The organism is Blastococcus sp. SYSU D00695, from assembly GCF_054050555.1.
In genome coordinates, this window is sequence record NZ_JBJGZP010000014.1 from 1 (window position 1) to 25280 (window position 25280).

Genomic DNA, 25280 nt, shown 5'->3' on the forward strand with positions numbered 1-25280 from the left:
AGATCGGCGATCTCGGCGGTATGAGCCGCTGATGCCGCCGAGATCGCCGATCTCGGCACGGGTTGCGGGTGCCGGGTGCACGGGGACGGCCGCGCGGAGGGGGGACGGCGGGGTGGCGGGTGGAGAGGGGGTGGCGGGTGGAGAGGGGGCGGCGGGCGGATTTCTCGCGACACGCCGCGCCGACACGCCAGAAGCGTCAGTGACACACCGTCCGGGACGTGTCACAGCGTTCATCATGTGAGGGCCGAGACCGCGCATCCGCGGTCCCCGGCAGCACACTGCTCGAGGGGGAACTGCGTGCCGTCCGGTGCGTTGCCGCGAGTCGCCCGCTCGTCCGCCGTCCTCGGCGCACTCGCGGCCGGCCTCGCCTCGTGGGGGATCGCGGTCGCCGCCCCCGCCCAGGCCATCGACGACCCCACGCGCCCCGAGGCGCGGGTCACCCACGGCCCGAGCTGCCGGCCCGGCGGGGTCGCCGTCGAGGTGACCGCGGGCACGGTGGCCTACGAGGTCGTCCTGGCCTCCACCCGCCGCCCGGCCGGCGAGGACCAGGCGCGCCTGGACCCGGGGCAGACGGTCGAGCTGCGCACCGGCGACGTCGACTGGGGCGAGACCATCGACACGCGGCTGCTGTTCACCGCCCTCGACGACTCGGGCACCGCCTACGTCGACGAGCTGAGCGGCTTCGAGTTCACCCGCCCGGCACAAGAGGACTGCGCGGCGATCGCGCCCCCGACCGCCGAGGCGACGGTGCCGCCGATGTCCGGGTCGGCGGGCACCGACGACCTGCCGGCGGACGGCGGCCCCGTGCCGGCCGGGGACCTGCCGGGGCCCACGGCCGCGCTGACCGCCGCCAGCGGGCCGGCGTCGGTGGTCGCCGCGGGGGACGTCGTCACCCTCACCGCCTCCGGCTTCGCGGCGGGCGAGACGGTGGCGGTGCTCCTCGAGGACGGCACGCAGATCGCCACCTCGGTCGCCGACGTGACCGGGTTGGTGGCGGCCGACGTGCGGATCCCCGCCGCCGCCCCGACGGGCGCGACCACGCTCGTCGTGGTGGGGGGCGTCACCTCGACCACCGTCGCCGTCGACCTGCGGATCGCCGCGGCCGAGAGCCCGGCGGGGGCCGGCGACGGCGCCGTCTGGCCGCTGGTGCTGGCCGGCGCGGCGCTGTCGGTGGCGGCCGGCGGTCTCGGCGTGGCGGCCCTCCGCGGTCGCGCCGCGCGCCGCCCGTCCGGGAGCGCCTGAGGCGGAGTCAGGGGACCATGGACGGGTGCTCCCGGACCGCGCCGTGGCGTCCGCCGTCCCCGACGTCGCCGACCTCTCCGGGGCCGCGCCGCGGCCGGAGGAGACGTGGCTGCGCATCGTGCAGGTGCACGACCGCATCACCCGCCGCGTGGACTCCGCGCTCCACCGGCAGCACGGCATCTCGCTGACCGGCTTCGAGGCGCTGCGCCGGATCGCGGAGGCCCCGGGACAGCGGGCCAGCATGGGCGAGGTCGCCGAGGCGCTCGGCCTGTCCCGCGGCGGCGTCACCAGCACCGTCACCCGGCTGGTCACCGAGGGCCTCGTCGTCCGCGAGCGCGCCGCCGACGACCGCCGGCTGCTGCACGCCCGGCTCACCGACGCCGGCCGGGCCAAGCTCCGCGAGGCGGCCCCGACGCACGACGACCTGGTCGCGCACCTGCTCGCGCGCCTGGGCAACGACGTCGCGGTGGTGACCGACGCCCTCGCCCGGGTCTCCGCTGCCGCCCGGTCCCGTCGCTGACCGCCTGACCAGCACCGGAGCCGCCCCTCCCCGCCCGGCCGGACCCCAAAGACAGCCCCGCGTGCCGCCGACGGCACGGGCCGGTCACCCGCGGCCGGCAGAAACTTCAAGCCCGTAGTGTTTCGTTCCGGATCGGTCGGGCACGACGCATCTCGTGCCAGGGGTGCTCGCGCAGGTCACCGTCGTCGTGCCGACCATCGGCCGACCGTCGCTGGACGCCCTGCTCGACGCCCTCGCCGCGGCGCCCGGGGACCGGCCCGCCGAGCTCGTGCTCGTCGACGACCGCCCCACCGGCGAGCCGCTGCGCCCCGAGCGACCCGGGCTGCCCCCGGTGCGCGTCGTCCGCACCGGCGGGGGCGGCCCCGCGCGGGCGCGCAACCTCGGCTGGCGGGTCGCCCGCACGGGGTGGATCGCCTTCCTCGACGACGACGTCGTCCCCGACGCCGACTGGTACCGGCGGCTGGCCGCCGACCTCGCCGACCTCCCCGCCGACGTGGCCGGCAGCCAGGGCCGGGTGCGGGTGCCGCTGCCCGGGCACCGCCGCCCGACCGACTGGGAGCGCGGCACCGCGGGGCTCGCCACCAGCGCGTGGATCACCGCCGACCTCGCCTACCGCCGCGCCGCCCTGGCGGCGGTCGGCGGCTTCGACGAGCGCTTCCCCCGCGCGTTCCGCGAGGACTCCGACCTCGCGCTGCGGGTGCTGGACACCGGCGCCCGGCTGGTCCGCGGGGAGCGGTGGATCACCCACCCGGTGCGGCCGACCGACCGCTGGGTCAGCGTCCGGGTGCAGGCGGGCAACGCCGACGACGTCCTGATGCGCCGGCTGCACGGGCCCGGCTGGCGGGCGGCGGACCGCGCCGACGCCCCGCTGGGCCGCCGCCCCCGGCACCTGGCAGTCACCGCCGCCGCGGTCGCCGCGCTCGGTCTCGCCGCCGCCCGCCGCCCCCGCGCCGCCGCGGCCGCCGCCCTCGCCTGGGCCGCCGGCACCGCCGAGTTCGCCTGGGCGCGCATCGCCCCCGGTCCGCGCGACCGCGCCGAGGTGGCGACGATGCTGGCCACCAGCGCGGTCATCCCGCCGCTGGCCACCTGGCACTTCCTGCGCGGCGCCGTCGCGCACCGGCGGGTGACCCGCTGGCGGGGGCTGCCCGACCTGGTGCTGTTCGACCGCGACGGGACGCTCGTCCGCGACTACCCCTACAACGGCGACCCCGCGCTCGTGCGGCCCGTGCCCGGCGCCCGCGAGGCCGTCGACGCGCTGCGCGCCCGCGGCGTGCGGGTCGGCGTGGTGAGCAACCAGTCCGGCGTCGCCCGCGGCCTGATCACCACCGCCCAGGTCGACGCCTGCATGGCCCGGCTGGCGGAGCTGCTCGGCCCCTTCGACACGGTCCAGTACTGCCCGCACGGCCCCGACGACGGCTGCGCCTGCCGCAAGCCGGCCCCCGGCATGGTGAAGACCGCCTGCGCCGAGCTGGGCGTCGACCCCGCCCGCTGCGTGGTGATCGGCGACATCGCCGCCGACGTCGAGGCCGCCGCCGCGGCCGGCGCCACCGGGATCATGGTCCCGACGCCGGTCACCCGGCGGTCCGAGGTTGCGGCCGCGCCGCACGTCGCGCAGACCCTGACCGGCGCGGTGGACGACGTCCTGGCCGGTGCCTGGTGACCCGGACGGTCCTGGTGGCCCGGCTGGACAACGCCGGGGACGTGCTCCTGCAGGGCCCGCTGGTGCGCGCCGTCGCGCACGGCGCCGACCGGGTCGTGTTCCTCGCCGGGCCGGCCGGGGCGGCGGCCGCCGCGCTGCTGCCCGGCGTCGACGAGGTGTGGACCTGGGCCTGCCCGTGGATCCTCGGCGACCCGCCGCCGGTCGACGCCGCCGACCTGGCCGCGCTCACCGAGCGGGTCCGCGCGCTGGCGCCCGACGAGGCCGTCGTCTCCACGTCGTTCCACCAGTCGCCGCTGCCGCTGGCGCTGCTGCTCCGGGCGGCCGGCGTCGGGCGGATCTCGGCGACCAGCGTCGACTACCCGGGCTCGCTGCTCGACGTCCGGCACCGCGTCGAGGACGACCTGCCCGAGCCCGAGCGCGCCCTGTCGCTGGCCCGCGCGGCCGGCTTCGCGCTGCCCCCGGGCGACGACGGCCGGCTCGCCGTCCGCCGTCCCCTGCCGGCGACCGGGCGCGAGCCCGGCTACGTCGTGCTGCACCCGGGCGCGAGCGTGCCCGCCCGCGCCTGGCCGGCCGGCCGGTGCGCCGAGGCGGTCGAGGCCCTGGCCGACGCCGGCCACCGCGTGCTGGTCACCGGGGGGCCGGGGGAGCGGGCGCTCACCGCCGCGGTCGCCGGCACCCGCGGCGAGGACCTCGGCGGCGCCACCAGCCTGGCGGAGGTGGCCGCGCTGCTGGACGGCGCCGCGGCCGTCGTCGTCGGCAACACCGGCCCGGCGCACCTGGCCGCCGCCGTCGGCACCCCGGTCGTCTCGCTGTTCGCCCCGGTCGTGCCCGCCGCCCGCTGGGCGCCCTACGGCGTGCCGACCGTGCTGCTGGGCGACCAGGACGCCCCCTGCCGCGACACGCGGGCCCGCGTGTGCCCCGTGCCCGGCCACCCCTGCCTGACCTCGGTGACCGCCGCCGACGTCGTCGCCGCCGTCGAGAAGGTGATCGCCGCATGAGGGTGCTGGTCTGGCACGTGCACGGCTCCTGGACGACGGCGTTCGTCGAGGGCGCCCACGAGTACCTGGTCCCGGTCACGCCCGGCCGCGACGCCGACGGGCTGGGCCGCGCCCGCACCTGGGACTGGCCGGCCTCGGTCCGCGAGGTGACCCCGGAGGAGCTGCGGGCGCTCAGCGACGCCGGCGGCATCGACGTCGTCGTCCTCCAGCGCACCCGCGACCTGGAGCTGTGCCGGCAGTGGCTGGGCCGCGAACCCGGCCGCGACCTGCCCGCGGTCTTCCTCGAGCACAACGCGCCCGGCCTGGACGACGGAGCCGCACCGGTACCGCTCACGCGGCACCCGCTGGCCGACCGTGACGACGTCCCGATCGCGCACGTCACCCACTTCAACCGGCTCTTCTACGACAACGGCCGGGCGCCGACGACGGTGATCGAGCACGGGATCGTCGACCCGGGGGAGCGCTGGACCGGCGAGCTCGCCCGGGCCGCCGTGGTCAGCAACGAACCGGTCCGCCGCGGCCGCACCGTCGGCGCCGACCTGCTGCCGGGGCTGGCGGCGGTCGCGCCCGTCGACGTCTTCGGCATGGGCCTGGCCGGCCTGCACGAGCGGTACGGGCTGGACCCCGACCGGGTCACGCTGTTCGACGACCCGCCGCAGGCGGCGATGCACGCCGAGCTGGCCCGCCGCCGCGTCTACGTGCACCCGGTGCGCTGGACCTCGCTGGGCCTGTCGCTGCTGGAGGCCATGCACCTGGGCATGCCCGTGGTCGCGCTGGCCACCACCGAGGTGGTGGAGGCGGTCCCGGCCGAGGCGGGCGTCGTCTCGACCCGGCCCGAGCGGCTGTGGGCGGCCGTCCGGGGCCTCCTCGACGACCCCGACGCCGCCCGGCTCGCCGGCAAGGCCGCCCGCGCGGCCGCGCTCGAGCGGTACGGCCTGGCCCGCTTCCTGGCGGACTGGGACGAGCTCCTGGAGGAGGTCACCCGATGAGGATCTCGTTGGTGAGCGAGCACGCCTCGCCGCTGGCCGCGATCGGCGGCGTCGACGCCGGCGGGCAGAACGTGCACGTCGCGGCGCTGGCGGCCGGCCTGGCCGCCCGCGGCCACGACGTCACCGTGCACACCCGCCGCGACGACGTCGCCCTGCCCGACGAGGTGGTCACCCAGGACGGCTACCGGGTCCGGCACGTGACGGCCGGCCCCGAGCGGGCCCTGCCCAAGGACGACCTGCTGCGGCACATGCCCGAGTTCTCCCGCGGCCTGCGCCGCGAGTGGGCCGCCGACCGCCCCGACCTCGTGCACGCCCACTTCTGGATGAGCGGGCTGGCCAGCGTCGCCGCAGCCGGCGACCTCCCGGTGCTGCAGACCTTCCACGCCCTCGGCTCGGTCAAGCGCCGCCACCAGGGCGCCGCGGACACCTCCCCGCCGCAGCGCGTGGACCTGGAGCGGTCGCTGTGCCGCACCACGCGCCACGTCGTGGCCACCTGCTCCGACGAGGTGTTCGAGCTGCGCCGGCTGGGCCTGCCGCGGGAGAAGGTGTCGGTCGTCCCGTGCGGGGTGGACACCGCCGTCTTCACCCCGCGGGGGCCGGTCGCGCCCCGCTCGGGCCGGCCGCGGCTGCTGGTGCTCGGCCGGCTGGTCGAGCGGAAGGGGCAGGACGACGCCGTCCGCGCCCTGGCCGCCGTCCCCGACGCCGAGCTCGTCGTCGTCGGCGGCCCGCCGGCCGACGAGCTGGACCGCGACCCCGAGGTGCGGCGGCTGCGGGCCGTGGCCGCCGAGGCCGGTGTCGCCGACCGGCTCGTGTTCACCGGCGCGGTCGCCCGCGCCGCCGTCCCCGCCTGGGTGCGCTCGGCCGACGTCGTGCTGGCCGTGCCCTGGTACGAGCCGTTCGGCATCACCCCGCTGGAGGCCATGGCCTGCGGCCGGGCCGTCGTGGCCACCGCCGTCGGGGGGCTCGTCGACAGCGTCGTCGACGGGGTCACCGGCGACCTCGTCCCGCCCCGTGACCCCGGGCGGCTCGGCGAGGCCCTGGCCGCGCTGCTCGCCGACGACGAGCGCCGCGCGGCCTACGGCGCCGCCGGCGTGCGCCGGGTCCGCTCCCGCTACCGGTGGGCCCGCGTCGTGGCCGACACCGAGGCCGTCTACCGCCAGGTCCTGGCCATCCCGTCCCAGGCCAGCCCGACCCGACCCGTGGAGGTCGTCCGATGACCGTCGCCCCGCACTCGGCCGGCGAGGTCGTCTCGCCCGACTCGTGCACGCACCTGACCGGCCACGACCACGTCGCCTCGCTGACCGCGGCGCTGCGGGACGTGAGCGGGCACGTGGAGACCCTCGACCGGTGGGGGCGGCTGCTGGCCGACGTCCTGTGCGGGCAGTCGCGCGGGCGGCTGCTGGCCGCGGGCAACGGTGGCAGCGCGGCGCAGGCCCAGCACCTCACCGCGGAGCTGGTCGGCCGCTACCGCGCCGACCGGTCGCCGTTCTCGGCAATCTGCCTGACCGCCGAGACCTCGTCGCTGACCGCGATCGCCAACGACTACCCGGCCGACGAGCTGTTCGCCCGGCAGGTCGAGGCGCACGGCCGCGCCGGCGACGTCGTCGTCCTGCTCTCCACCAGCGGCCGCTCGCCGAACGCCGTCGCCGCCGCCCGCCGCGCCCGCGAGTGCGGCATGACCGTGCTGGCGATGACCGGACCGGCGCCCAACCCGCTGGCCGCCGAGGCCGACGAGGCCGTCGCCATCGACTCCCCGTGGACCGCGACCGTGCAGGAGTGCCACCTGGTCGCGCTGCACCTGCTGTGCGCGGCGTTCGACGCGGCGGTGCTGGCCGAGCCGGCCCGCGTGCCCACCACCCGCCTGGGCGTCGCGCGATGACCGACGAGCGGCCGCTGGTCGTCGTCGGCGACGCGCTGCTGGACGTCGACCTGGTCGGGACGGCGTCCCGGCTCACCCCGGACGCCCCGGTGCCCGTCGTCGAGGACGTCGAGACCCGCCAGCGCCCCGGCGGCGCGGCGCTGGCCGCCGTCATCGCCGCGGCGCAGACCTCCCGCCCCGTCGTGCTGGTCACCCCCATGGCCGACGACGAGGGCGCCGACCGGCTGCGGGCGCTGCTGGCCGGCCGCGTCCGGCTGGTCGAGGTCCCCGCCACCGGCGGCACCGCCGTCAAGCAGCGCGTCCGGGTGGGCGACCACTCCGTGGTGCGCATCGACAGCGGCGACCCCGTCGCCCGCCTCGGCGCCCTGCCCGAGGAGGCCCGTGCGGTGCTGCGCGAGGCGGCCGCGGTGCTGGTCGCCGACTACGGCCGGGGGACGACGGCGTCCGCCGCCGTCCGCGAGGCGCTGGCCGCCGCCGGCGGGCCGATCGTCTGGGACCCGCACCCGCGCGGCGCCGACCCGGTGCCGGCGACCCGGCTGGTGACCCCCAACGGCGCGGAGGCCGCCCGCGTGGCCGCGGCCTCCGGCGTGGCGCCCGAGGGTGACGGGCTGGCCGCCGTCGGCGCCCGCGCCGAGGCGCTGATCCGGTACTGGGGCGTGGGCGCGGTGGCGGTGACGCTCGGGTCCCGCGGCGCGCTGCTCTCCTACGGCCAGGGCGCGCCGATGGTCGTGCCGGCGGTGCCGGTGACCGGCGGCGACCCCTGCGGTGCCGGCGACTCCTTCGCCGCGGCCGCCGCGCTGCTGCTCGCCGAGGGCACCGTCACCGGGGAGGCGGTGGCCGGCGCGGTCGCGTCGGCGTCGGCGTTCGTCGGCCGCGGGGGCGCCGCGCACTGGGACGGCGGCCGCCGCGACGCGCCGGCGCCCAACGTCATCGCCGAGCCGGGCGTGGACTCCGTGATCGCCCGGGTGCGCGCCGCCGGCGGCACGGTGGTGGCGACCGGCGGCTGCTTCGACCTCGTCCACCCCGGGCACGTCGCCACGCTCCGCGCAGCCCGCGGGCTGGGCGACTGCCTGGTGGTGTGCATCAACTCCGACGACTCGGTGCGCCGGCTCAAGGGGCCGTCGCGGCCGCTGGTGACCGCCGCCGACCGGGCGCGGGTGCTGGAGGCGCTGGAGTTCGTCGACGCGGTCGTCGTCTTCGACGAGGACACCCCGGCGCAGGTGCTGGACCGGCTGCGGCCCGACGTGTGGGCCAAGGGCGGGGACTACGCCGGCGCGGACCTGCCCGAGGCCGCGGTGCTGCGGACCTGGGGTGGGCAGGCCGTCGTCCTGCCCTACCTGGACGGCCACTCCACGACCGCGCTGGTCGAGCGCTCCCGCGTGTGGTGAAGGACCCCGCTGCCCCCCACGCCTCGCAGGCTCGGCGCGGGCCCCTGCAGCGGGGCCGTTCCAGGCGTGAGCCGGACCAGGACGTCGCGGTGGTGCTGCGGCCGCTGGGGCTGGGGGACCTGCTGACCGGGGTGCCCGCGCTCCGGGCGGTCCGGGCGGCGGCGCCCGGCCACCGGCTGGTGCTGGCCACCACGGCCGCGCTGGCGCCGCTGGCCGGGCTGGTCGACGTGGTCGACGAGGTGCTGCCCGCCCGCGAGCTGGAGCCGCTGGACTGGGCCGGCCCGCCGCCGGACCTCGCCGTCGACCTGCACGGCAAGGGCCCGCTGTCGCACGCGGTCGTCGCCGCCCTGCACCCGCGGCGGCTGCTGACCTTCGACAGCCCCGGCTACCCCGGCCCCCGGTGGCGCCCCGACGAGCACGAGGTGCGGCGCTGGTGCCGCCTGGTCGCCGAGGGCCTGGGCGTGCCCGCCGACCCCGACGCGCTGGACCTCGCGGTACCCGACGTGCCCCCGCCGGTGCGCGGGGCGGCGCTGGTGCACCCCGGCGCGGCCTTCCCCGGGCGCCGCTGGCCGGCCGACCGGTTCGCCGCCGTCGCCCGCCACCTGGCCGGGGCCGGGCACGACGTGCGGGTCACCGGCGGCCCCGCCGAGGTCGCGCTCGCGCGCGAGGTCGCCGCCGCCGCCGGCCTGGGGGAGGACGCCGTCCTCGCCGGGACGACGACCGCGCTGGAACTGGCCGCGCTCGTGGCCGACGCCCGGGTGGTGGTCAGCGGCGACACCGGGACGGCACACCTGGCCACGGCCTACCGGCGGCCCTCGGTGGTGCTGTTCGGGCCGGTGTCCCCGGCGCTGTGGGGTCCGCCGCCGCGTACGGCGCCGGGCGGCGGCCCGCTGCACGCCGTCCTCTGGCACGGCGACGGCACGGGCGACCCCTGGGGGACCGCGCTCGACCCGGCGCTGGCCCGGATCACGGTGGACGAGGTGGTCGGCGCGCTGGACGGGGTGCTCGCCGCGGCGCCCGTGTGACGGCGTCGCGGCCCCGCGCTCAGCGGCGGCGGATCGCGTCGAACAGCACCGCCTGCAGGTCCGCGGGGTCCTGGGCGTCGTAGGCGCGGCCGTCGGTGGCCTCGGCCATCTGCTGCAGCGCCGCCAGGTCCGCCTCCGGGCCCAGCGCGACGCCGATGAGCTGCACCGGCCGGTCGGGGTCGGCCTCCGCGCGCAGCGTGTCCACCAGGCCCTGCAGCGAGATGCCGCTGGCGTCGTCGTCGTTGGTGCCGTCGGTCAGCAGGACGACGCTGGACACCGCGCCCTCCTGGTACTCCTCGCGGGCGGCGCGGACGGCGGCCAGCGCCGTGTCGTACAGCCCGGTCCCGCCCGAGGACAGGGACCCCGGGAGCGTCTCCAGCGCCGCGGCCAGCGCCGCCCGCTGCGAGGCCCCGTCGACGTCGGCGTCGAGGGCGCGCAGCGGCACCTGCTCGACGTGGTCGTCACTGCCGTCCACCTGGTAGGCGAAGGTCCACAGGCCGACCGAGAACTCGTCCGGCAGCAGGGTCAGCGCGGTCCGCGCCGCGTCGACGGCCAGCTCGATGCGGCTGCCGGAGCCCGCAGCGGCCTCCATCGAGGTGGACGTGTCGATCACCGCCAGCAGCCGCGAGGGCGCCAGCACCCGGTTGGCCTGCTCGATCGCCGCCTGCGCCGCGTCGGGCTCCATCGGCAGCCGCTCGGGTGCCGCCTCCTGCGTGCCGGTGTCGGGACCAGCCGCGTCCGGGGCGGCGCCGTCGGCGTCGCGGAAGCCCGCGGCGCGCACCGCCTCGGCCGCCGCGCCGGAGGTCAGCCGGGCCACGACCGCGTCGACGGCCTCCCGGCGGTCCCCGCCCGGGTCACCGGCCCGCACCACCGGGTAGTCCAGGGAGGGTGAGCCACCCGCGGGGTAGAGGGCGACGAGCTCGGAGTCCCCGGCCAGGTGGCTGGCGAGCACGTCCTGCTCGGTCGCGGCGAACAGCCCCGCGTCGGCGTCGCCGCGCACGGCGGCGTCGCGGACCTCCTCGAGGGTCGCGCCGGCCTCCGACAGCGCGAGCGAGGCCTGCAGCTCCGCGTCGGACGTCTCGCCGTCGCCGCCGCCGGTCTCGTCGACGGCCAGCGAGACGCCGATCTGCCGCGCCTGCCCGGTGAGGTCGGCCGACGGCACCGACCGCCCGGCGCCCAGCGCCGCGACGACCAGGTCCAGCCACGGCGGGGTGTCCCCGCCGGGGACGAGGGCCTCGGCCGACGCCCGGCTGGTCGCCAGCACCACCGGCGAGGTCGCCATCGACCCGGCCGGGTCCAGCTGCGCGCCCTCGACCTGCGCGGGCCAGATGGAGGAGTCGGGCACCCACACGTCGGGCAGCCCCGTGTCGGCGCCGGCGGTCAGTGCGGCCGTGGTCTGCAGCGGGTCCTCGCCGGTGACCTCCGCGCCGCCGCAGTCGCCCAGCGCGTCGCCGGCCAGCAGGTCCTGCACGACCGGGACCAGCTCCGGCGCGACGGTCACGCGGACCGTCTGCGGCTCCCCGCAGGAGGCGGCGGCGTCGTCGTCCCCGGAGCCGGCCAGCCACCACACCAGCCCCCCGGCGACGAGGACGACGACGGCCAGCGCCGCCACCAGGACGGCCGGCGGTGGCGGCCAGCCGCGGCGGCCGCCCGAGGCAGGACTGGCATGCCGACCCATCGATGCGCTCCGTCGTCGTCCGGACACTCGTGGCGACCCCCCTCGCCGGACCCAGCGTAAGGGGCCGGGCCCGGTCCGCGCGGCCGCGAGCGGAGCCGGTCAGCCGGCGGCGCGGCCGGCCAGCCGGACCTGCCCGGCGAACCAGTCGACGGTCCGGCGCAGGCCCTCCTCCGACGGCACCCGCGGCCGCCAGCCGAGCAGCTGCTCGGCCCGCGTGGTGTCGGGACGGCGGACCTTCGGGTCGTCGACCGGGAGGTCGATGAACTCCACCGGGGAGCTCGAGCCGGTCATCCGCACGATCCGCTGTGCCAACTCCAGCATCGACAGCTCGTCGGGGTTGCCGATGTTGACCGGCCCCGCGTGCCCGGAGAACGCCATGGCGAGGATCCCGCGCACCGTGTCGTCCACGAAGCAGATCGAGCGGGTCTGCGAGCCGTCCCCGGCGACGGTCAGTGGCCGGCCGCTCAGGGCCTGGCCGACGAAGGCGGGGATGGCACGACCGTCGTCGGGGCGCATGCGCGGGCCGTAGGTGTTGAAGATGCGCACGATGCCGGTGTCGGTGCCCTTCGACGTCCGGTAGGCCGTCGTCATCGCCTCGCTGAACCGCTTCGCCTCGTCGTACACCCCGCGCGGGCCGACCGGGTTGACGTTGCCCCAGTACTCCTCGGTCTGCGGGTGCTGCAGCGGGTCGCCGTACACCTCGGAGGTGGAGGCCAGCACGTAGCGGGCGCCCTTCTCGTGGGCCAGCCCGAGGGTGTGCAGCGTGCCGAGGCTGCCCACCTTGAGGGTCTCGATCGGCATCTTCAGGTAGTCGATGGGGCTGGCCGGGGAGGCGAAGTGCAGGACCAGGTCCACTCGCCCCGGCACGTGCACGAAGTCGGTCACGTCGCAGCGCACCAGCCGGAACCCGGGGTGCTCCAGCAGGTGGACGACGTTCTGCGGCGAGCCGGTGAGGAAGTTGTCCAGGCAGACCACCTCGACGCCGCGGTCGAGCAGGTGCTCGCACAGGTGCGAGCCGAGGAAGCCCGCGCCCCCGGTCACCACCGCGCGCCGGATCTCCCGCGTCGCGTGCACCATCGCCGTCCTCCTCGCACCGGGGCACGGACGCGCGGGGCGCACGTCCGGGGCGCTCCTACCCCGGGCCCGGCCGGCCACACACTTAGAGACCTGAGTGTCGCGGGCGCGTCCTGCGCGCGACGGCCGCCGGCCCCGAGGGGGACCGGCGGCCGCCGAGCAGCCCTGCGGCTAGTTCACGGCCTCCTCGTCCGGGATGCCGCTCTCCGGCGGTGCGATGGGCTCGCCGTCGTACTCCTCGATCTCCGCGTCGCCGACGTCGGTCACCAGCAGCGGCGTCAGCGGCTGGCCGACACCCTGGTCGTCGAACTGCACCACGGACATCCCGTTGACGCCGGCGTGCCGGTCCGCGGAGTAGCGGAACTCCGTGAACAACGGCCCCCGCCAGTCACCACCGGCCTCCTCCACCGCGGCGACCAGGTCGTCACCGGTGGGGTTGCGGCCGGCCGCCTGCAGCGCCTGCACGGTCGTGTAGGCCAGCGCCATGCCGTAGACGCGGGTGTTGGTGAGCACGCCCTCCTGGCCGGACTCGTCCCAGATGCGCTGGAACAGCTGGATCCAGGGGTCGTCGACCTGGTCCACCGTCGGGATGTAGGCGGTCGTGTAGATGTTCGCCAGGGCCGAGGCGCCGCTCACCGCACCCTGGGAGAAGGCCCCGAGCAGCGAGCCGACGAGATCCGGGGCGGATCCGATGTTCGAGTACCACCACTGCGGCGTGTAGTTCAGGTTCCGGGCGGCCAACTGCGTCAGTGCGGTGTACGCCGGGACGTTGAACCCGAGCACGAAGTCGGCCCCGGAGCCCTGCAGCGCCGCCATCTGCGGCCCCACGTCGACGTTGCCCGGCGTGTAGGTCTGCACCTCGACGATCTGGTCGTCGTCGAGGTACTGCCGGACGCCCCGCTCGCCGTCCTCGCCCAGGTCGTCGTCCTGGAGGAACAGTCCGACCCTCGCATCCGGGAAGTTCTCGGCGATGTACTGGCCGATGATCTTCCCCTCGCTCTCGTAGTCGGTCTGCCAGCCGAACGTGTACGGGAGGTTCTCCGGGTCGTCCCACAGCGAGGAGCCCGAGGCGACGAAGAGGTCGGGGATCTCCTCGGTGTTGAGGAAGTCGAGGACCGCGTTGTGCGTGGGCGTGCCGAGGCCGCCCACGATGGCGAAGACCTCCTCCTCCAGCACCAGCTCGCGCACCACGGTGCTGGTGTTGGTGGGGTTGTAGGCGTCGTCGCGGTAGACCCACTCGATCTGCCGGTCGTACACGCCGCCGTTGGCGTTGACGTAGTCGAAGTACGCCTGCATGCCGGTCGGGATCTCGCTGTAGCCCGGCGCGGCGCGGCCGGTCAGCGGGAAGTGCCCGCCGAGGGTGATCGTGTCCTCGGTCATGCCCGGGCCGGTGGCCTCGTTGTCCGCGGCGGTGCCGCCACCGCCACCGCCGCCACCGCCGCCACCGTCGTCGTCGTCGCCGCCACAGGCGGCCATGGTGGTGGCGATCGTCGCCGCGGCCAGGACGCCCACGAGGCGTCGGGAGGTTCGCGTCAAGGGTGCTCCTTGGGGTTGCCCGGGCCGCTCTGCCCGGGGGTCGGGAGGGTGCGCCGTACTTGGCAGGCGACGGGTGGCGGATCGCCCGTCACCGAGGCCGGTGGTCTCGTCGCGTCGCTCACCCCCCGCCGGGGCGGCCGAGCGCGCGCGCGGCCCGCCGCCGCAGCAGCGCCAGGCGGATGGTCCCCACCAGGCCGGCGGGGGCGAACAGCATCGTCACCACCAGCAGCAGGCCGTAGACGACGAAGGAGGACTGCGAGGCCTGGGCCTCCTCCATGTCGAACACGTCCCGGCCGATGTCGATGAGCCACGGGGGGAGGAAGACCAGCAGCGCCGAGCCGAGCAGTGCGCCGAAGAGGCTGCCGAGGCCGCCGATCACGATGGCCGTGAGCAGGGACAGCGACAGGACCGGGAGGAACGACCCCGGGGCGGCCAGCTGGACCACGATGGCCAGCACGGCCCCCGCCAGGCCCGCGGCGGCGGCGCTCACCACGAAGGCGAGCACTCGCCAGCCGCCGAGCGAGATGCCGGCGAGCTCCGCGGCGACCTCCTGGTCGCGCACCGCGCGCCAGGTCCGGCCCATCCGGCTGCGCATCAGGTTGGCGAGGAAGAAGTAGGAGATCAGCAGGCAGACGACGGCGATGTAGGCGACCCACTTGTCGTTGAGGCCGCGCCCCGCCGCACCGGACAGCTGCTCGATCGTCTGGTCGAACCACTCCGGCCGCTCCGGCGGCCGGACGGTCAGGCCCTGCTCGCCGCCCAGGGTGTCGCCGAAGTACAGCGCCAGCCCGGGGAGTCCGACGGCGAGCGCCAGGGTCGCGCCGGCCAGGTACGGACCGTGCAGCCGGGCGGCGGCGACTCCGACCAGGGCCCCGACGAGCGTCGTCGCGGCGACGGCGACCAGGAGGACCAGGGCCAGGGCGGGCGGCTCGTCGCCCCGCTCGACGTCGAGCATCAGGGCCGTCGTGTACGCGCCGACGGCCATCAGCGCCCCGTGCCCCAGCGAGATCTGCCCGGACAGGCCGGTCAGCAGGGTCAGCCCCCCGGCGGCGACGGCGAGGTAGGCGACGTTGCCCAGCTTAATGTTGGTGTTGAGCTCGGTGCTCTCGAGCAGCAGCACCGCCAGGGCGGCGCCGGCCACCAGCACCACCAGGTGTCGCAGGAGGGTGCTGCGGGGGAGCAGGGACCGGCGCCCGCTGCCGCGGGCCGACGAGGCGTTCGCCCCCGCGGTGGCGGTGGTGGGCGCGCGGTCGGACGCCGCGCCCGGCTCCCCGGTGGGGGTCTGTGTCTCGCTCACGGTCACGCCCTCCGCGCTGCGGTGGTGGAGAAGAGCCCGCCGGGGCGGACCAGCAGGACCACGACGAGGATCACCAGCGCGGCCATGCCGAGCAGGGAGTCGTCGAGGTAGCCCCGCACGTAGTTGAGTGCCAGGCCCAGCAGCAGGCCGCCGACCACGGCGCCGATCGGTGAGTCCAGGCCGCCCAGCACCGCGGCGACGAAGCCGAAGACGATCAGGGTGTCCATGAAGGTGGGCCCGACGAAGGAGACGTCACCGGCGATCAGCATGCCCGCCAGGGCGCCGACCACCGCGGCCAGCGCCCAGCCCAGCGTCAGCATCCGGCCGACCCGGACGCCCAGGAGCCGGGCGACCTCCTGGCCGAAGGCCGACGCCCGCATCGCCAGCCCCAGCCGGGTGAAGCGGAACAGGGCGATCAGCGCCAGCATGGTGACCAGGACGGCGCCGACGGTCCAGATCGAGTTGGGCGACAGCGAGAGCAGGGTGAAGCCCTCGCGCACCTCGTACCCGACCTTGCTGAACGGCGGGACGAACGCCCGCTCGTCGACGCCGGCGACGAGGGCGACGAGGGCCTGGATGGCGACGAACAGGCCGAGCGTGACGATGACGGCGTTGAGCTCGGGACCGCCCTCGACGGGCCGGACGACGACGCGCTCGACGAGCGCGCCCATGACCAGGCCGGCCAGCAGGGCGACGACCAGCCCGAGCCAGTAGGACCCGCCGGCGTCGATGACCGCGACGGCGATGAAGGTGGTGGCCGCAGCCATCGAGCCCTGCGCGAAGTTGACGATCCGGGTGGACCGCCAGATCAGCACGAGCGCCAGGGCGAACGCGGCGTAGACCGAGCCGTTGACCACCCCGCCGAGGGTGAGGCTGAGGAACTGCTCCACGAGGGACTGCCTCCTGAGGCCGAGGGGTCAGAAGCCGAGGTAGGCGTGCCGCAGGTCCTCGTCGGCGGCGAGGGTGCGGGCGTCGTCGGTGACGACGACGCGGCCGAGGTTGAGCACGACGCCGGTGTCGGCCACCGACAGGGCGCTGCGGGCGTTCTGCTCGACGAGCAGCACCGAGAGCCCCTCGGCGTCGACCAGCTGCCGCACCAGCCCGAAGATCTGCGCGACGATCCGCGGGGCCAGGCCCAGCGAGGGCTCGTCGAGCAGCAGGAGCCGCGGGCGGGCGAGCAGCGCCCGGCCGATGACGAGCATCTGCCGCTCGCCGCCGGAGAGCGTGTGCGCGGGGTTGTCCCGCCGCTCGGCGATCCGCGGGAACAGCTCGTACACCCGGTCGAACTCCTCGCGCCCCACCTTGCCGCGGAACAGCGAGCCGACGCGGAGGTTCTCGTCGACGGTGAGCTCGGCGATGACGCCGCGGCCCTCGGGCACGTGCGCCATGCCCTTGTGCACCATCGCCTCGACCGGCGCCCGGGTGATGTCCTGCCCGTCGAGCAGGACCCGGCCGGCGGTCGGGCGGACCAGCCCGCTGATGGAGCGCAGCAGCGTCGTCTTCCCGGCGCCGTTGGCCCCGAGGACGGCGGTGATCCGGCCGGTCTCGGCGCGCAGGCTCACCCCGTCGAGCGCGCGGACCGGGCCGTAGGACGTCGTCAGGCCCTCGACCTCCAGGAGCCCGGTGGCGGTGGCGGTCCCCCCGGGGGTGGCCGGGCCGCCCTGCCCGGACGCGGTGCTGCCGTGCGGCTCAGCCACGGGGGGCCTCCTCGGTGCTGGGGGCGCCGTGCCGGCCGGTGCCGAGCTCGGCCGCGTCGGCGGCGACGTCGACGTCGTCGCCGAGGTAGGCCTCGGTGACGGCGGGGTCGGCGCGGATCTCCTCGGGGGTGCCGACGGCGATCTGCCGGCCCGAGTCCAGGACGGTGATGCGGTCGCAGACCCGCATGACCAGGTCCATGTGGTGCTCGACCAGCAGCACGCTCATCCGCGACGAGACGGAGCCGATCAGCTCGCCGAGCTCGTACATCTCGTCCTCGGACAGGCCGCTGGCGGGCTCGTCGAGCAGCAGCAGCTCCGGCTCGGACACCAGCGCGCGGGCCAGCGCGACCCGCTTCTGCACCGGGTACGGGAGGCTGCCGGGGTAGCGCTCCGCGTAGCCGGTGGCGTCGAGCTCGGCGAGGGCGTCCAGCGCGCGGCGGCGCAACCGCTCCTCGTCGCGGTCGGCGGTGGGGACGGCGAACAGCGCCGAGAGGAAGCCGGCCCGGGCGTGCCGGTGCGCGCCGACCATCACGTTCTCCAGGACCGTCATGCCCGGGAACAGGCCGACGCCCTGCAGGGTGCGGGCGATGCCCAGCCCGGTCAGCTGCGCCGGCCGCAACCGGCGCAGCTCGCCGCCGCGCCAGGTGATCCGGCCCGCCGTGGGCCGGACGAGGCCGCAGGCGACGTTGAACATCGTCGTCTTGCCGGCGCCGTTGGGCCCGATCAGGCCGTGCACGTGGCCGGGCTCGACGGTCAGCGAGACGTCCTCGAGGGCCGTCACGCCGCCGAAGGCGACGCTGATGCCGGTCATCTCCAGCCGTGCGGTGGGGGACCGGTCCGGTCCCGGGGTCTCTCGGTGGTGCGGCGGGTGCGCCACGGGCCCACGTCTCCTCGTGCGGTAGGAGGTCCCCCGACCGGGTTGCGGCGGACGACGATTGGGTCACGGCTACGTCCCGATGAGGTTGCTCCACGGTGAGCCCGGTCACAATGGGCGCGACGCACAGTGATCGACGGTCCGGATTGGGCGCAGCGCAGCGCGGGTGGAGGTGGGCGGTGACCGTGTACCCGTCGGACGTGGCCGCCCGGCTGGGCGAGGTCGCGCCGCGGCTGTTCGACGAGATCGACGCGATGGTCGACCGCATGGTCGACGTGCTGATGCGCACCGAGCCGACCTACCGCGAGCTGGACCTCGTGGAGCTGCGCCGCTCGACCCGGGCGGGGCTGGCCGGCGGCATCCGCAGCCTGGTGGCGGTCGCCGGCGGCACCCGGCAGGTGCAGACCGTCGAGGCCCGCGAGGTGGGGCGGCGGCGCGCCGCCCAGGGCATCCCGCTGGAGGCGGTGCTGCGGGCCTACCGCCTGGGCGGGCAGATCACCTGGGAGACGCTGCTGGTCGTCGCGCGGGGGGCCGGCGGGTCCAACGACACCCTCCTGGTCGACATCGCCGGTTCGGTCTGGCGGACCAACGACGTCGAGTGCGGCGCGGTCGCCGAGGGCTACCGCGAGGAGCAGCGGCGGCTGGAGTCGGTGGACGACGCCGCGCGGCGGCAGGTGCTGGACGGCCTGCTCGACGGCCGCGGCGGGGACCCGACGTTCCTGCGCTCGGCGTCGGAGCTGCTCGGCATGCCGCTGGAGGGCCGGCTGCTCGCCGTCGTCGCCGTCCCCGACGAGGAGGGGCGACCCGGCCTGACCGACCCGGCCGCCGGGCTGCTGCGGCGCGGCGTCCGCTCGGTGTGGGGCGAGCGGTCCGGGGCGCAGGTGGGCGTGGTCGCCCTCGGTCCGCGCCGGTCCACCGACGTCCTGGGCTGGCTGCGCGCGATGGCGGCCGGCCCGGTGGGGGTCTCGGCCGAGGTGGAGGGCGGCGCCGGGGTCGCGACGGCTTACCGGCTGGCCGAGACGGCGGCCCGCACCCTGCCCGTCGGCACGAGCCAGGTCGTCACCATCGACGACCGGCTGCCCGAGGCCCTGCTGAGCAACTCCCCGGAGATCCGCTCACGGCTGGTCGGCCAGTCCCTGGGCGGGCTGCTGGAGCTGCCCGAGGACGAGCAGTCGGTGCTGCTGGACACCCTCGCCGCGTTTCTCGCCGCCGACGGGTCGCCGACCCGCGCCGCCGACGAGCTCTACTGCCACCGGAACACGGTCATGCACCGGCTGCGGCGGATCGAGTCGGTGACCGGGCGCAAGGTCACCGACCCGCGGGCCCGGCTGCTGTGGCAGCTGGCCCTGCTGGGGGCGCCGCAGCTGCGCCCGGCCCACCCCGCCGCCTGAGGGACGGCCCCCGTGCCCCCGCACGGGGGCCGGAGGACGGGGAGCTGCGCTCCCTCACTGCAGGTAGCCCTCGACCTCGGTGGCCGGGCGGACCTCGGCCTGGTCGGGGTCCTCGTCGTACTGCCGCTTGGCGCGCCGCTGCCGGAGGAGGTCCCAGCACTGGTCCAGCTGGGTCTCCAGCTCCTGCATGCGCGACCGCTGCTCGTCGGTGTGCTCGCCGCCCTCGCGGAGCGCGTGCTCCTCGTCGACCAGCGCGTGGATGCGGCTCAGCAGGTCCTTCTCGTCCATGGCCGCCGTCCTGCCCGCCGGCCCCGCCGGGGAAACGGTCACGCCGGGTCGGGCACCCAGCCCTCGACGAAGGCGGCCAGCCGCCGGGTGACCGCCCCGCCGGCGCGGCCCAGGGCCAGCAGCGCCGAGCGGTCCAGCGGCACCCGGACCCCCCGCCGCCCCGCGGGGACCGCGCCCCGCACGGCGTGCCCGGCGGCCACCAGCTCCGGCCACGGCCGCGCCAGCTGCTCCAGCACGCGGGCCAGCGCGGCGGCGGTCGGGCCGGCGTTGCCCTCGACCATCGCCGTCACCAGCGCCGGGTCGCTGCCGGCGACCCGGGTGCCGTCGCGGAAGCTGCCGGCGGCCAGGGAGAGCGCGAGCGGGCCGGCCTGGGCCGCCGCGGCCGACAGCGCCGCGGCCAGCAGGTGCGGCACGTGGCTGATCGCGGCGACGGCGTCGTCGTGCTCGGCGGCCGTCACGGGCACCACCTCGGCGCCGGCGTCCAGCGCCACCTCCGCCACCCGCAGCCACCGGGGCAGCTCGGTGCCGCGCTCCAGGCCCACCGCCCAGCGCGCCCCGCGGAACAGCTCCGGGTCGGTGGCCTCGTGCCCCGACCGCTCGGTGCCGCACATCGGGTGACCGCCGACGAAGCGGGACCCGAACGCGGCGCCGACGGTCTCCAGGACCGGCAGCTTCACCGACCCGACGTCGGTGACCGTGGCCGCGGGGTCGATCGCCAGCCCGTCCAGCGCGGCGGTCATCGCCGGCAGGGGCACGGCGAGGACGACGACGCCGGTCAGCTCGGTCCCGATGCGGACGCCGCGCCCCTCGGCAGCGGCGCGGGCGGCCGGGTCGACGTCCCAGCCGGTGACCTCCCGCCCGGCGGCGACGAGCGCCGCGGCCAGGGACCCTCCCAGCTGGCCGAGCCCGACCACCCCCACCGGGGGTGCGGGCATCGTGGGCACCGGGAACGCGGCGTCGGCCATGATCAGAGGCTATGACCCACCCGCTGACCCACCCGCTCCTCCACCCCCGCGTGCCGTGACCCCGCGTTCCTTCCTCCTGAGCCCGCAGCTGGCCGACTACGTCCGCGCCGGCAGCGAGGCCCCGGACGACGTCGTCAGCGACCTCGTCGCCGAGACCGCGGCGATGGCCGAGCGCGGCGAGGCGTCGCCCACCCTGCAGATCGGCGTCGACCAGGCCGCGTTCATGCAGCTGCTCACCCGGGCCCTCGGGGCGCGGGACGCGGTGGAGATCGGCACCTTCACCGGGCTCTCCGCGCTCGCCATCGCCCGCGGACTGCCCGAGGAGGGGCGGCTGCTGTGCCTGGACGTGAGCGCGGACTGGACGGCCGTCGCCCGGCGCTACTGGGACCGTGCGGGCGTCGGCGACCGCGTCGAGCTCCGCCTGGGCCCGGCGCTGGACAGCCTGCGCGCGCTCCCGGCCGAGCCGGCGTTCGACCTCGCCTTCGTCGACGCCGACAAGACCGGGTACGCGGCCTACGTCGAGGAACTGCACCCGCGGATGCGGGAGAACGGGGTGGTCCTGCTGGACAACACGCTGCGCGGCGGCCGGGTGCTGGAGCCCGCCACCGACGACGACCGCGCCATCGCGGAGCTGAACGCGGCGCTGGCCGCCGACGCCCGCTGGGAGACCGTGCTGCTGCCGCTGGCCGACGGCCTGACGATGCTGCGCCGCCGGTGAGCGCCACCCCGGAGTACACCGGCCCGATGAGCTTCGCCGTCCGGGTGGGCCGGGCGGACGGCCGGTGGCAGGTGCAGCTGCTGGCCGCGGACGCCGGCGACGAGCTGCCCGTGCTCGAGCGCGCCCTCGGCGACCCGGGGGAGTGGCCGGGGCCGTTCGTGGTGGTCGTGGACTCGCGCCTGTACTTCGTCGTCCTGCGGCACGGCCCGGGCGGCATGGTCCGGGCGTTCATCTCCGACGCGACGATGCAGGAGTGGCTGCTGGCCAGCGAGGTCGTCGAGCGCTACGGAATCGCGGTCGACACCGACGGCGCCTTCGACGACGACGAGACCGGCTGGCCGGCCGGCGACCTCGACGTCCTGGCCGACTTCGGGCTGCCGGCCGACGAGCTGCGGCCGATCGTCACCGCCGACGACCTGTGGGCCGACGAGATGGTCGACCGCATCGCCGGCCGGCTGGGCTTCGCCGACGAGCTGGCCGCGGCGGTGCGGTCGTGAGCCCCCGCGCGACCGCCGTCGTGTTCGACCTCGGCGGCGTCCTCACCGAGAGCCCGATGACCGCCTTCGCCGCGTACGAGGCGGAGATCGGGGTGCCCGACGGGCTGATCCGGCAGCTGAACAGCACCGATCCCGACCGCAACGCCTGGGCCCGCTACGAGCGCGGCGAGCTGGACACCGACGGGTTCTGCGCGGTGTTCGAGGCCGAGGCGCTGGCCGCCGGGCACCGCCTGGACGCCCGCCGGGTGCTGGCGGCGCTCGCCGGGGAGCTCCGGCCGGCGATGCTGGCGGCCCTGGCCACGCTGCGGGAGGCGGGGCTGCCGCTGGCGATGGTGTCCAACAACGTCGCGCCGATGGAGCGCACCGGCCGGCTCGGGGACGTGCTCGGCTACTTCGACGCGATCGTGGAGTCCTCGGTCGAGGGGGTGCGCAAGCCCGAGCCCGAGATCTACCGGCGCACGCTGGACCGGCTGTCGGAGGCGATCGGCCGCCCGGTCGCCGCGGACGACTGCGCCTACCTCGACGACCTGGGCATCAACCTCAAGCCCGCCCGGGCCCTGGGCATGCACACGATCAAGGTCGTCGACCCGGCCGTGGCGCTGCGCGAGCTGTCCGACCTGGTCGGGCTGGACCTGACCGGCCCGGCGCGGTGACCGGGGCCGGCGGCGGGGTCCTCGGCGCGGACGTGCTCGACGCCGCCATGGGCCGCGCCCTCGAGCTGGCCGCCGCGGCGGTCGGGTGGGGGGACACGCCCATCGGCGCCGTCGTCCTCGGGCCGGACGGCGCGGTCCTCGCCGAGGCGGCCAACGAGCGGGAGAAGCGCGGCGACCCGACCGCGCACGCCGAGGTGCTCGCGCTGCGGGCCGCGGCGCCGGTCGTCGGCGACGGCTGGCGGCTGACCGGCGCGACCCTGGTGGTGACCCTCGAGCCGTGCACGATGTGCGCCGGCGCGGCCGTCCTGGCACGGGTCGCCGCCGTCGCCTACGGGGCCGAGGACCCCAAGGCCGGCGCCGCCGGGTCGCTCTGGGACGTGCTGCGCGACCGGCGGCTCAACCACCGGCCGCTGGTCACCGGAGGGATCCGGGCCCAGGAGTCCGCCACGCTGCTACGCGCGTTCTTCCGCGCCCGGAGGGCCCTGTAGTCTCTTCGGCGGTGGCGTGTCCGAGCGGCCGAAGGGTCCCGCCTCGAAAGCGGGTGAGGTGCAAGCCTCCGTGGGTTCAAATCCCACCGCCACCGCCAGCGGTGCCGACGGCGGCGCCCACCCGGGTCAGGTCCCGGGCGGGCGCCGCCGTCGCCGTTGCTGGGCTCAGGCCGCCACGTCCAGGTCGACCAGCAGCCCGCCGTCCCCGCCGCGCACGAACGTCACCGCGTGCGTCTCGACCTGCTGCTCCCCGGGCCGGGTGAACCGCACCTCGGTGGTCGCGGTGACCCGGTCGCCGTCCACGGTGACGTCCCGGACGTCGAGCAGGCCCACCTCCGACCAGGTGCCGAAGAACCCGGCGTACGAGTCGTAGGAGACCTGCGCGCGCAGCGACGGGCCGGTCATCGCGTAGGCGGCCTCGGTGTCGCGGGGCAGCAGGTCGTAGTAGCGGCCGAGCGTCTCCCGGACCTCGACGTCGGCGTCCGCTGCCGGCGGCTGCGCCGTCGGCGGCGGCTCGTCCGTCGACGGGGACCCCTCCTCCGGCGGGCTCGGTTCCGCCCCCGTGCTGCCGGCCCCGGTGCTGCCGGTCGCCGGGGTCTCCGCGGTCGGGTCCGCCGACGAGGACGGCGCGGGGGCGGAGGTGCTGGGCCCGGCGGCGTCGTCGCCGTCCCCGCCGGAGGTGGCGGCCAGCCAGGCGACCCCTCCGCCGACGAGCAGCAGCAGGACCAGGCCGGCGAGCAGCAGCGGCAGGCGCCGACGCCGGGTGGGGACGACGCGGGGCAGGCCCGGCCGCGGGGTGTCCGGGGGCCGTGGCGGGCCCGCCGGCTCGGTGTCCCGCCTCGACTCCGGTCCCGGAGCCGGAGCCGGAGCCGGGGCCGGGCTCGGGTCCGGGGCCGCGGCCGGGGGCGGTGGCGTCGGGGAGGCCGGCGCCGGGACCGGCGGGGTGACCGGCGCGCCGCCGGCGGGCAGGGACTCCGTGCGCGCACGACCGGGTGCCGGCCGCAGGTCGGTGCGGGCCAGCAGCACCGTCGTCGGGTCGCCGTCGCGGCCGGCGGCGAGGCGGGCCAGGCGGTCCCGCACCTGCGGCATCGTCGGTCGCGCGGCCGGGTCGTCGGCCAGCATCGCGACCAGCGGCGCCGACAGGGAGCCCGCCCGCGAGGGCGGCCGCGCGCCCCCGCCGGCGACACGGTGCAGCAGGCGCAGGGCGTTGTCGTCCATGCCGAACGGCGGCTCGCCCTCCAGGCACGTGTAGAGCGTGGCGCCGAGGGAGAAGACGTCGCTGGCCTCGCTCATCTCCGCGCCCTGCGCGACCTCCGGCGCGAGGAACGCCGGCGTGCCGGTGATCTGGCCGGTCTGGGTGAGCGTGACGTCGCCGCTGGCGTGCGAGATGCCGAAGTCGGTGATCTTGACCAGGCCCTCGACGTCGCCGCCCCGGCCGACCAGCACGTTGGCCGGCTTGACGTCGCGGTGCACGATCCCCGCCGCGTGCGTGGCGGCCAGCGCGTCGGCCACCTGGGCGCCGATCTGCGCGACCGGCTCGGGGCCGAGCGGGCCGTCCTCGTGCAGCACCTGGGCGAGGCTGCGGGAGGGCAGGTACTCCATCACCAGCCACGGCTGCCCGCCGTCGGTCGCGACGTCGTACACCGAGATGGCGTGCGGGTGGCTCAGCCGGGCGGCGATCCGGCCCTCGCGCAGCGCCCGCTGGCGCTGCTGGTCGACCAGTTCCTGGTCGGCGCCCGGCGGCGGCACGACCTGCTTCACCGCGACCGTCCGGCCCAGCAGCTCGTCGTGGGCGCGCCAGACCGTGCCCATGCCCCCGCCGGCGATCTGCCCGAGCAGCCGGTAGCGCCCCGCGACGAGGTGTCCGGCCCCGATCACCTCCACCGCTGGCCCCTGCCCGGCCCCACTCCGGTCGCCGGGGTCAGACGGTGCTGGGCACGCCGAACCGGCGGGCGTACTCCTCCTGGGCCCCGGCGGGCAGGGCGTCGTAGAGCGTGCCCAGCTCCTCCACCGCGTCGGGCGCCAGGTCGTCGAAGAGCGTCGCCCAGGTGGGCGGCTCGTCGTAGCTGCGGGTCAGCAGCAGCTCCCACGCCTGGGTCTGCCGGTCCCGCTTGCTGCGCTCGGCGGCGAACTCGGTGAGGTAGCGGTCCTTGGCCGCCGCCTTCTCCTCCGCCGTCGCGCCCGCCGGCAGGCTCGCCGGGTCGGCGCCCTTGAGCACCGCGACGATCGCGTCGACGACCTCCGGCCGTGGCTCCGCTGCGCTCATCCCGCGCGCCTCCCCTTCTCCGGCTGTCCGCTCCGGGAGGGCCGCCGTCCGGCCCCTCCGGCCTCCCATGCCCACGCGCCCGGTGCTCAACCGTCGCCCGGAGCGCAGCGGAGAGCCTGCCATGCGACCGTTCCGCGACGGCTGCGGAGAGCCGCGG

25 protein-coding genes and 1 tRNA gene are annotated in these 25280 nt (G+C 77.0%); 15 read left to right on the plus strand and 11 right to left on the minus strand.

The window, feature by feature from the left end; genetic code table 11:
* The first annotated feature begins 312 nt into the window (after window positions 1-312).
* The 9 genes from ACI781_RS11045 to ACI781_RS11085 all read left to right on the plus strand — a co-directional run bounded on the left by ACI781_RS11045 (window position 313) and on the right by ACI781_RS11085 (window position 9701).
* On the plus strand, window positions 313-1242 hold the full coding sequence (locus ACI781_RS11045) for a hypothetical protein (RefSeq protein ID WP_456566146.1): 930 nt from the start codon (window positions 313-315) through the stop codon (window positions 1240-1242).
* 25 nt (window positions 1243-1267) lie between these two features.
* The gene (locus ACI781_RS11050) at window positions 1268-1762 is read left to right on the plus strand and encodes a MarR family winged helix-turn-helix transcriptional regulator (protein WP_456566147.1); all 495 of its coding nucleotides are present in this window, start codon (window positions 1268-1270) and stop codon (window positions 1760-1762) included.
* Between the two features lie 154 nt (window positions 1763-1916).
* Complete coding sequence (locus tag ACI781_RS11055) at window positions 1917-3422, plus strand: HAD-IIIA family hydrolase (protein ID WP_456566148.1); 1506 nt, start codon at window positions 1917-1919, stop codon at window positions 3420-3422.
* On the plus strand, window positions 3419-4420 hold the full coding sequence (locus ACI781_RS11060) for a glycosyltransferase family 9 protein (protein WP_456566149.1): 1002 nt from the start codon (window positions 3419-3421) through the stop codon (window positions 4418-4420). Before ACI781_RS11055 ends, ACI781_RS11060 begins: the two co-directional genes overlap by 4 nt.
* On the plus strand, window positions 4417-5409 hold the full coding sequence (locus ACI781_RS11065; RefSeq protein ID WP_456566150.1) for a glycosyltransferase: 993 nt from the start codon (window positions 4417-4419) through the stop codon (window positions 5407-5409). The genes ACI781_RS11060 and ACI781_RS11065 overlap by 4 nt, the downstream gene beginning before the upstream one ends.
* On the plus strand, window positions 5406-6626 hold the full coding sequence (locus ACI781_RS11070) for a glycosyltransferase (protein WP_456566151.1): 1221 nt from the start codon (window positions 5406-5408) through the stop codon (window positions 6624-6626). The genes ACI781_RS11065 and ACI781_RS11070 overlap by 4 nt, the downstream gene beginning before the upstream one ends.
* Window positions 6623-7288, plus strand: a complete 666-nt coding sequence (locus ACI781_RS11075) for a D-sedoheptulose-7-phosphate isomerase (protein ID WP_456566152.1) — start codon at window positions 6623-6625, stop codon at window positions 7286-7288. Before ACI781_RS11070 ends, ACI781_RS11075 begins: the two co-directional genes overlap by 4 nt.
* Entirely contained in the window at window positions 7285-8676 is a 1392-nt protein-coding gene (rfaE2, locus tag ACI781_RS11080; protein ID WP_456566153.1) for a D-glycero-beta-D-manno-heptose 1-phosphate adenylyltransferase, read from the plus strand. Before ACI781_RS11075 ends, rfaE2 begins: the two co-directional genes overlap by 4 nt.
* 89 nt (window positions 8677-8765) lie before the next feature.
* Complete coding sequence (locus tag ACI781_RS11085; RefSeq protein WP_456566154.1) at window positions 8766-9701, plus strand: glycosyltransferase family 9 protein; 936 nt, start codon at window positions 8766-8768, stop codon at window positions 9699-9701.
* A gap of 19 nt (window positions 9702-9720) precedes the next feature.
* On the opposite strand, the gene ACI781_RS11090 is transcribed toward ACI781_RS11085, so the two are convergent.
* The 7 genes from ACI781_RS11090 to ACI781_RS11120 form a co-directional block, all read right to left on the minus strand.
* Window positions 9721-11379 carry a VWA domain-containing protein gene (locus tag ACI781_RS11090; RefSeq protein WP_456566155.1) on the minus strand — a complete coding sequence of 553 codons (1659 nt, stop codon included), beginning with the start codon at window positions 11377-11379 and terminating at the stop codon, window positions 9721-9723.
* Window positions 11380-11478: 99 nt separating this feature from the next.
* Entirely contained in the window at window positions 11479-12456 is a 978-nt protein-coding gene (locus ACI781_RS11095) for a UDP-glucuronic acid decarboxylase family protein (protein ID WP_456566156.1), read from the minus strand.
* Window positions 12457-12624: 168 nt separating this feature from the next.
* Complete coding sequence (locus ACI781_RS11100; RefSeq protein WP_456566157.1) at window positions 12625-13989, minus strand: ABC transporter substrate-binding protein; 1365 nt, start codon at window positions 13987-13989, stop codon at window positions 12625-12627.
* A gap of 118 nt (window positions 13990-14107) precedes the next feature.
* Window positions 14108-15286 (minus strand): branched-chain amino acid ABC transporter permease, encoded by a 1179-nt coding sequence (locus ACI781_RS11105; RefSeq protein WP_456566158.1) that lies wholly within the window; start codon window positions 15284-15286, stop codon window positions 14108-14110.
* 2 nt (window positions 15287-15288) lie between these two features.
* Entirely contained in the window at window positions 15289-16176 is an 888-nt protein-coding gene (locus ACI781_RS11110) for a branched-chain amino acid ABC transporter permease (protein WP_456566159.1), read from the minus strand.
* Window positions 16177-16203: 27 nt separating this feature from the next.
* Window positions 16204-16983, minus strand: coding sequence for an ABC transporter ATP-binding protein (locus ACI781_RS11115; RefSeq protein ID WP_456566160.1), 780 nt, complete (start codon window positions 16981-16983; stop codon window positions 16204-16206).
* Window positions 16976-17794 (minus strand): ABC transporter ATP-binding protein, encoded by an 819-nt coding sequence (locus ACI781_RS11120; protein ID WP_456566161.1) that lies wholly within the window; start codon window positions 17792-17794, stop codon window positions 16976-16978. The genes ACI781_RS11115 and ACI781_RS11120 overlap by 8 nt, the downstream gene beginning before the upstream one ends.
* A gap of 242 nt (window positions 17795-18036) precedes the next feature.
* On the opposite strand from ACI781_RS11120, the gene ACI781_RS11125 reads away from it, so the two are divergent.
* Complete coding sequence (locus ACI781_RS11125; protein ID WP_456566162.1) at window positions 18037-19248, plus strand: PucR family transcriptional regulator; 1212 nt, start codon at window positions 18037-18039, stop codon at window positions 19246-19248.
* A 54-nt stretch (window positions 19249-19302) separates the two neighbouring features.
* On the opposite strand, the gene ACI781_RS11130 is transcribed toward ACI781_RS11125, so the two are convergent.
* Both ACI781_RS11130 and ACI781_RS11135 read right to left on the minus strand, forming a co-directional pair.
* The gene (locus ACI781_RS11130) at window positions 19303-19536 is read right to left on the minus strand and encodes a DUF2630 family protein (RefSeq protein WP_456566163.1); all 234 of its coding nucleotides are present in this window, start codon (window positions 19534-19536) and stop codon (window positions 19303-19305) included.
* Window positions 19537-19574: 38 nt separating this feature from the next.
* A complete protein-coding gene (locus tag ACI781_RS11135; protein ID WP_456566164.1) occupies window positions 19575-20501 on the minus strand; it encodes a prephenate dehydrogenase/arogenate dehydrogenase family protein in 927 nt (308 codons plus the stop codon).
* 55 nt (window positions 20502-20556) lie between these two features.
* On the opposite strand from ACI781_RS11135, the gene ACI781_RS11140 reads away from it, so the two are divergent.
* The 5 genes from ACI781_RS11140 (at window position 20557) to ACI781_RS11160 (ending at window position 22955) form a co-directional block, all read left to right on the plus strand.
* The gene (locus ACI781_RS11140; RefSeq protein WP_456566165.1) at window positions 20557-21219 is read left to right on the plus strand and encodes an O-methyltransferase; all 663 of its coding nucleotides are present in this window, start codon (window positions 20557-20559) and stop codon (window positions 21217-21219) included.
* Complete coding sequence (locus ACI781_RS11145; RefSeq protein ID WP_456566166.1) at window positions 21216-21716, plus strand: tRNA adenosine deaminase-associated protein; 501 nt, start codon at window positions 21216-21218, stop codon at window positions 21714-21716. The genes ACI781_RS11140 and ACI781_RS11145 overlap by 4 nt, the downstream gene beginning before the upstream one ends.
* A complete protein-coding gene (locus ACI781_RS11150) occupies window positions 21713-22369 on the plus strand; it encodes an HAD-IA family hydrolase (RefSeq protein WP_456566167.1) in 657 nt (218 codons plus the stop codon). Before ACI781_RS11145 ends, ACI781_RS11150 begins: the two co-directional genes overlap by 4 nt.
* The gene (locus ACI781_RS11155; RefSeq protein WP_456566168.1) at window positions 22366-22857 is read left to right on the plus strand and encodes a nucleoside deaminase; all 492 of its coding nucleotides are present in this window, start codon (window positions 22366-22368) and stop codon (window positions 22855-22857) included. The genes ACI781_RS11150 and ACI781_RS11155 overlap by 4 nt, the downstream gene beginning before the upstream one ends.
* Before the next feature lie 10 nt (window positions 22858-22867).
* Window positions 22868-22955, plus strand: a tRNA-Ser gene (locus ACI781_RS11160).
* Window positions 22956-23022: 67 nt separating this feature from the next.
* Here ACI781_RS11160 and ACI781_RS11165 read toward each other — a convergent pair.
* Together ACI781_RS11165 and ACI781_RS11170 are read right to left on the minus strand one after the other, a co-directional pair.
* Complete coding sequence (locus tag ACI781_RS11165) at window positions 23023-24741, minus strand: serine/threonine-protein kinase (protein ID WP_456566169.1); 1719 nt, start codon at window positions 24739-24741, stop codon at window positions 23023-23025.
* 37 nt (window positions 24742-24778) lie between these two features.
* Window positions 24779-25123 (minus strand): hypothetical protein, encoded by a 345-nt coding sequence (locus ACI781_RS11170; protein ID WP_456566170.1) that lies wholly within the window; start codon window positions 25121-25123, stop codon window positions 24779-24781.
* Between the last annotated feature and the right edge of the window lie 157 nt (window positions 25124-25280).

Coding starts and splice junctions, on each gene's coding strand:
- ACI781_RS11065 (WP_456566150.1), top strand. CDS start 4,417: ATGAGGGTGCTGGTCTGGCACGTGCACGGCTCCTGGACGACGGCGTTC.
- ACI781_RS11090 (WP_456566155.1), bottom strand. CDS start 11,379: ATGGGTCGGCATGCCAGTCCTGCCTCGGGCGGCCGCCGCGGCTGGCCG.
- rfaE2 (WP_456566153.1), top strand. CDS start 7,285: ATGACCGACGAGCGGCCGCTGGTCGTCGTCGGCGACGCGCTGCTGGAC.
- ACI781_RS11075 (WP_456566152.1), top strand. CDS start 6,623: ATGACCGTCGCCCCGCACTCGGCCGGCGAGGTCGTCTCGCCCGACTCG.
- ACI781_RS11120 (WP_456566161.1), bottom strand. CDS start 17,794: ATGACCGGCATCAGCGTCGCCTTCGGCGGCGTGACGGCCCTCGAGGAC.
- ACI781_RS11070 (WP_456566151.1), top strand. CDS start 5,406: ATGAGGATCTCGTTGGTGAGCGAGCACGCCTCGCCGCTGGCCGCGATC.
- ACI781_RS11170 (WP_456566170.1), bottom strand. CDS start 25,123: ATGAGCGCAGCGGAGCCACGGCCGGAGGTCGTCGACGCGATCGTCGCG.
- ACI781_RS11095 (WP_456566156.1), bottom strand. CDS start 12,456: ATGGTGCACGCGACGCGGGAGATCCGGCGCGCGGTGGTGACCGGGGGC.
- ACI781_RS11135 (WP_456566164.1), bottom strand. CDS start 20,501: ATGGCCGACGCCGCGTTCCCGGTGCCCACGATGCCCGCACCCCCGGTG.
- ACI781_RS11130 (WP_456566163.1), bottom strand. CDS start 19,536: ATGGACGAGAAGGACCTGCTGAGCCGCATCCACGCGCTGGTCGACGAG.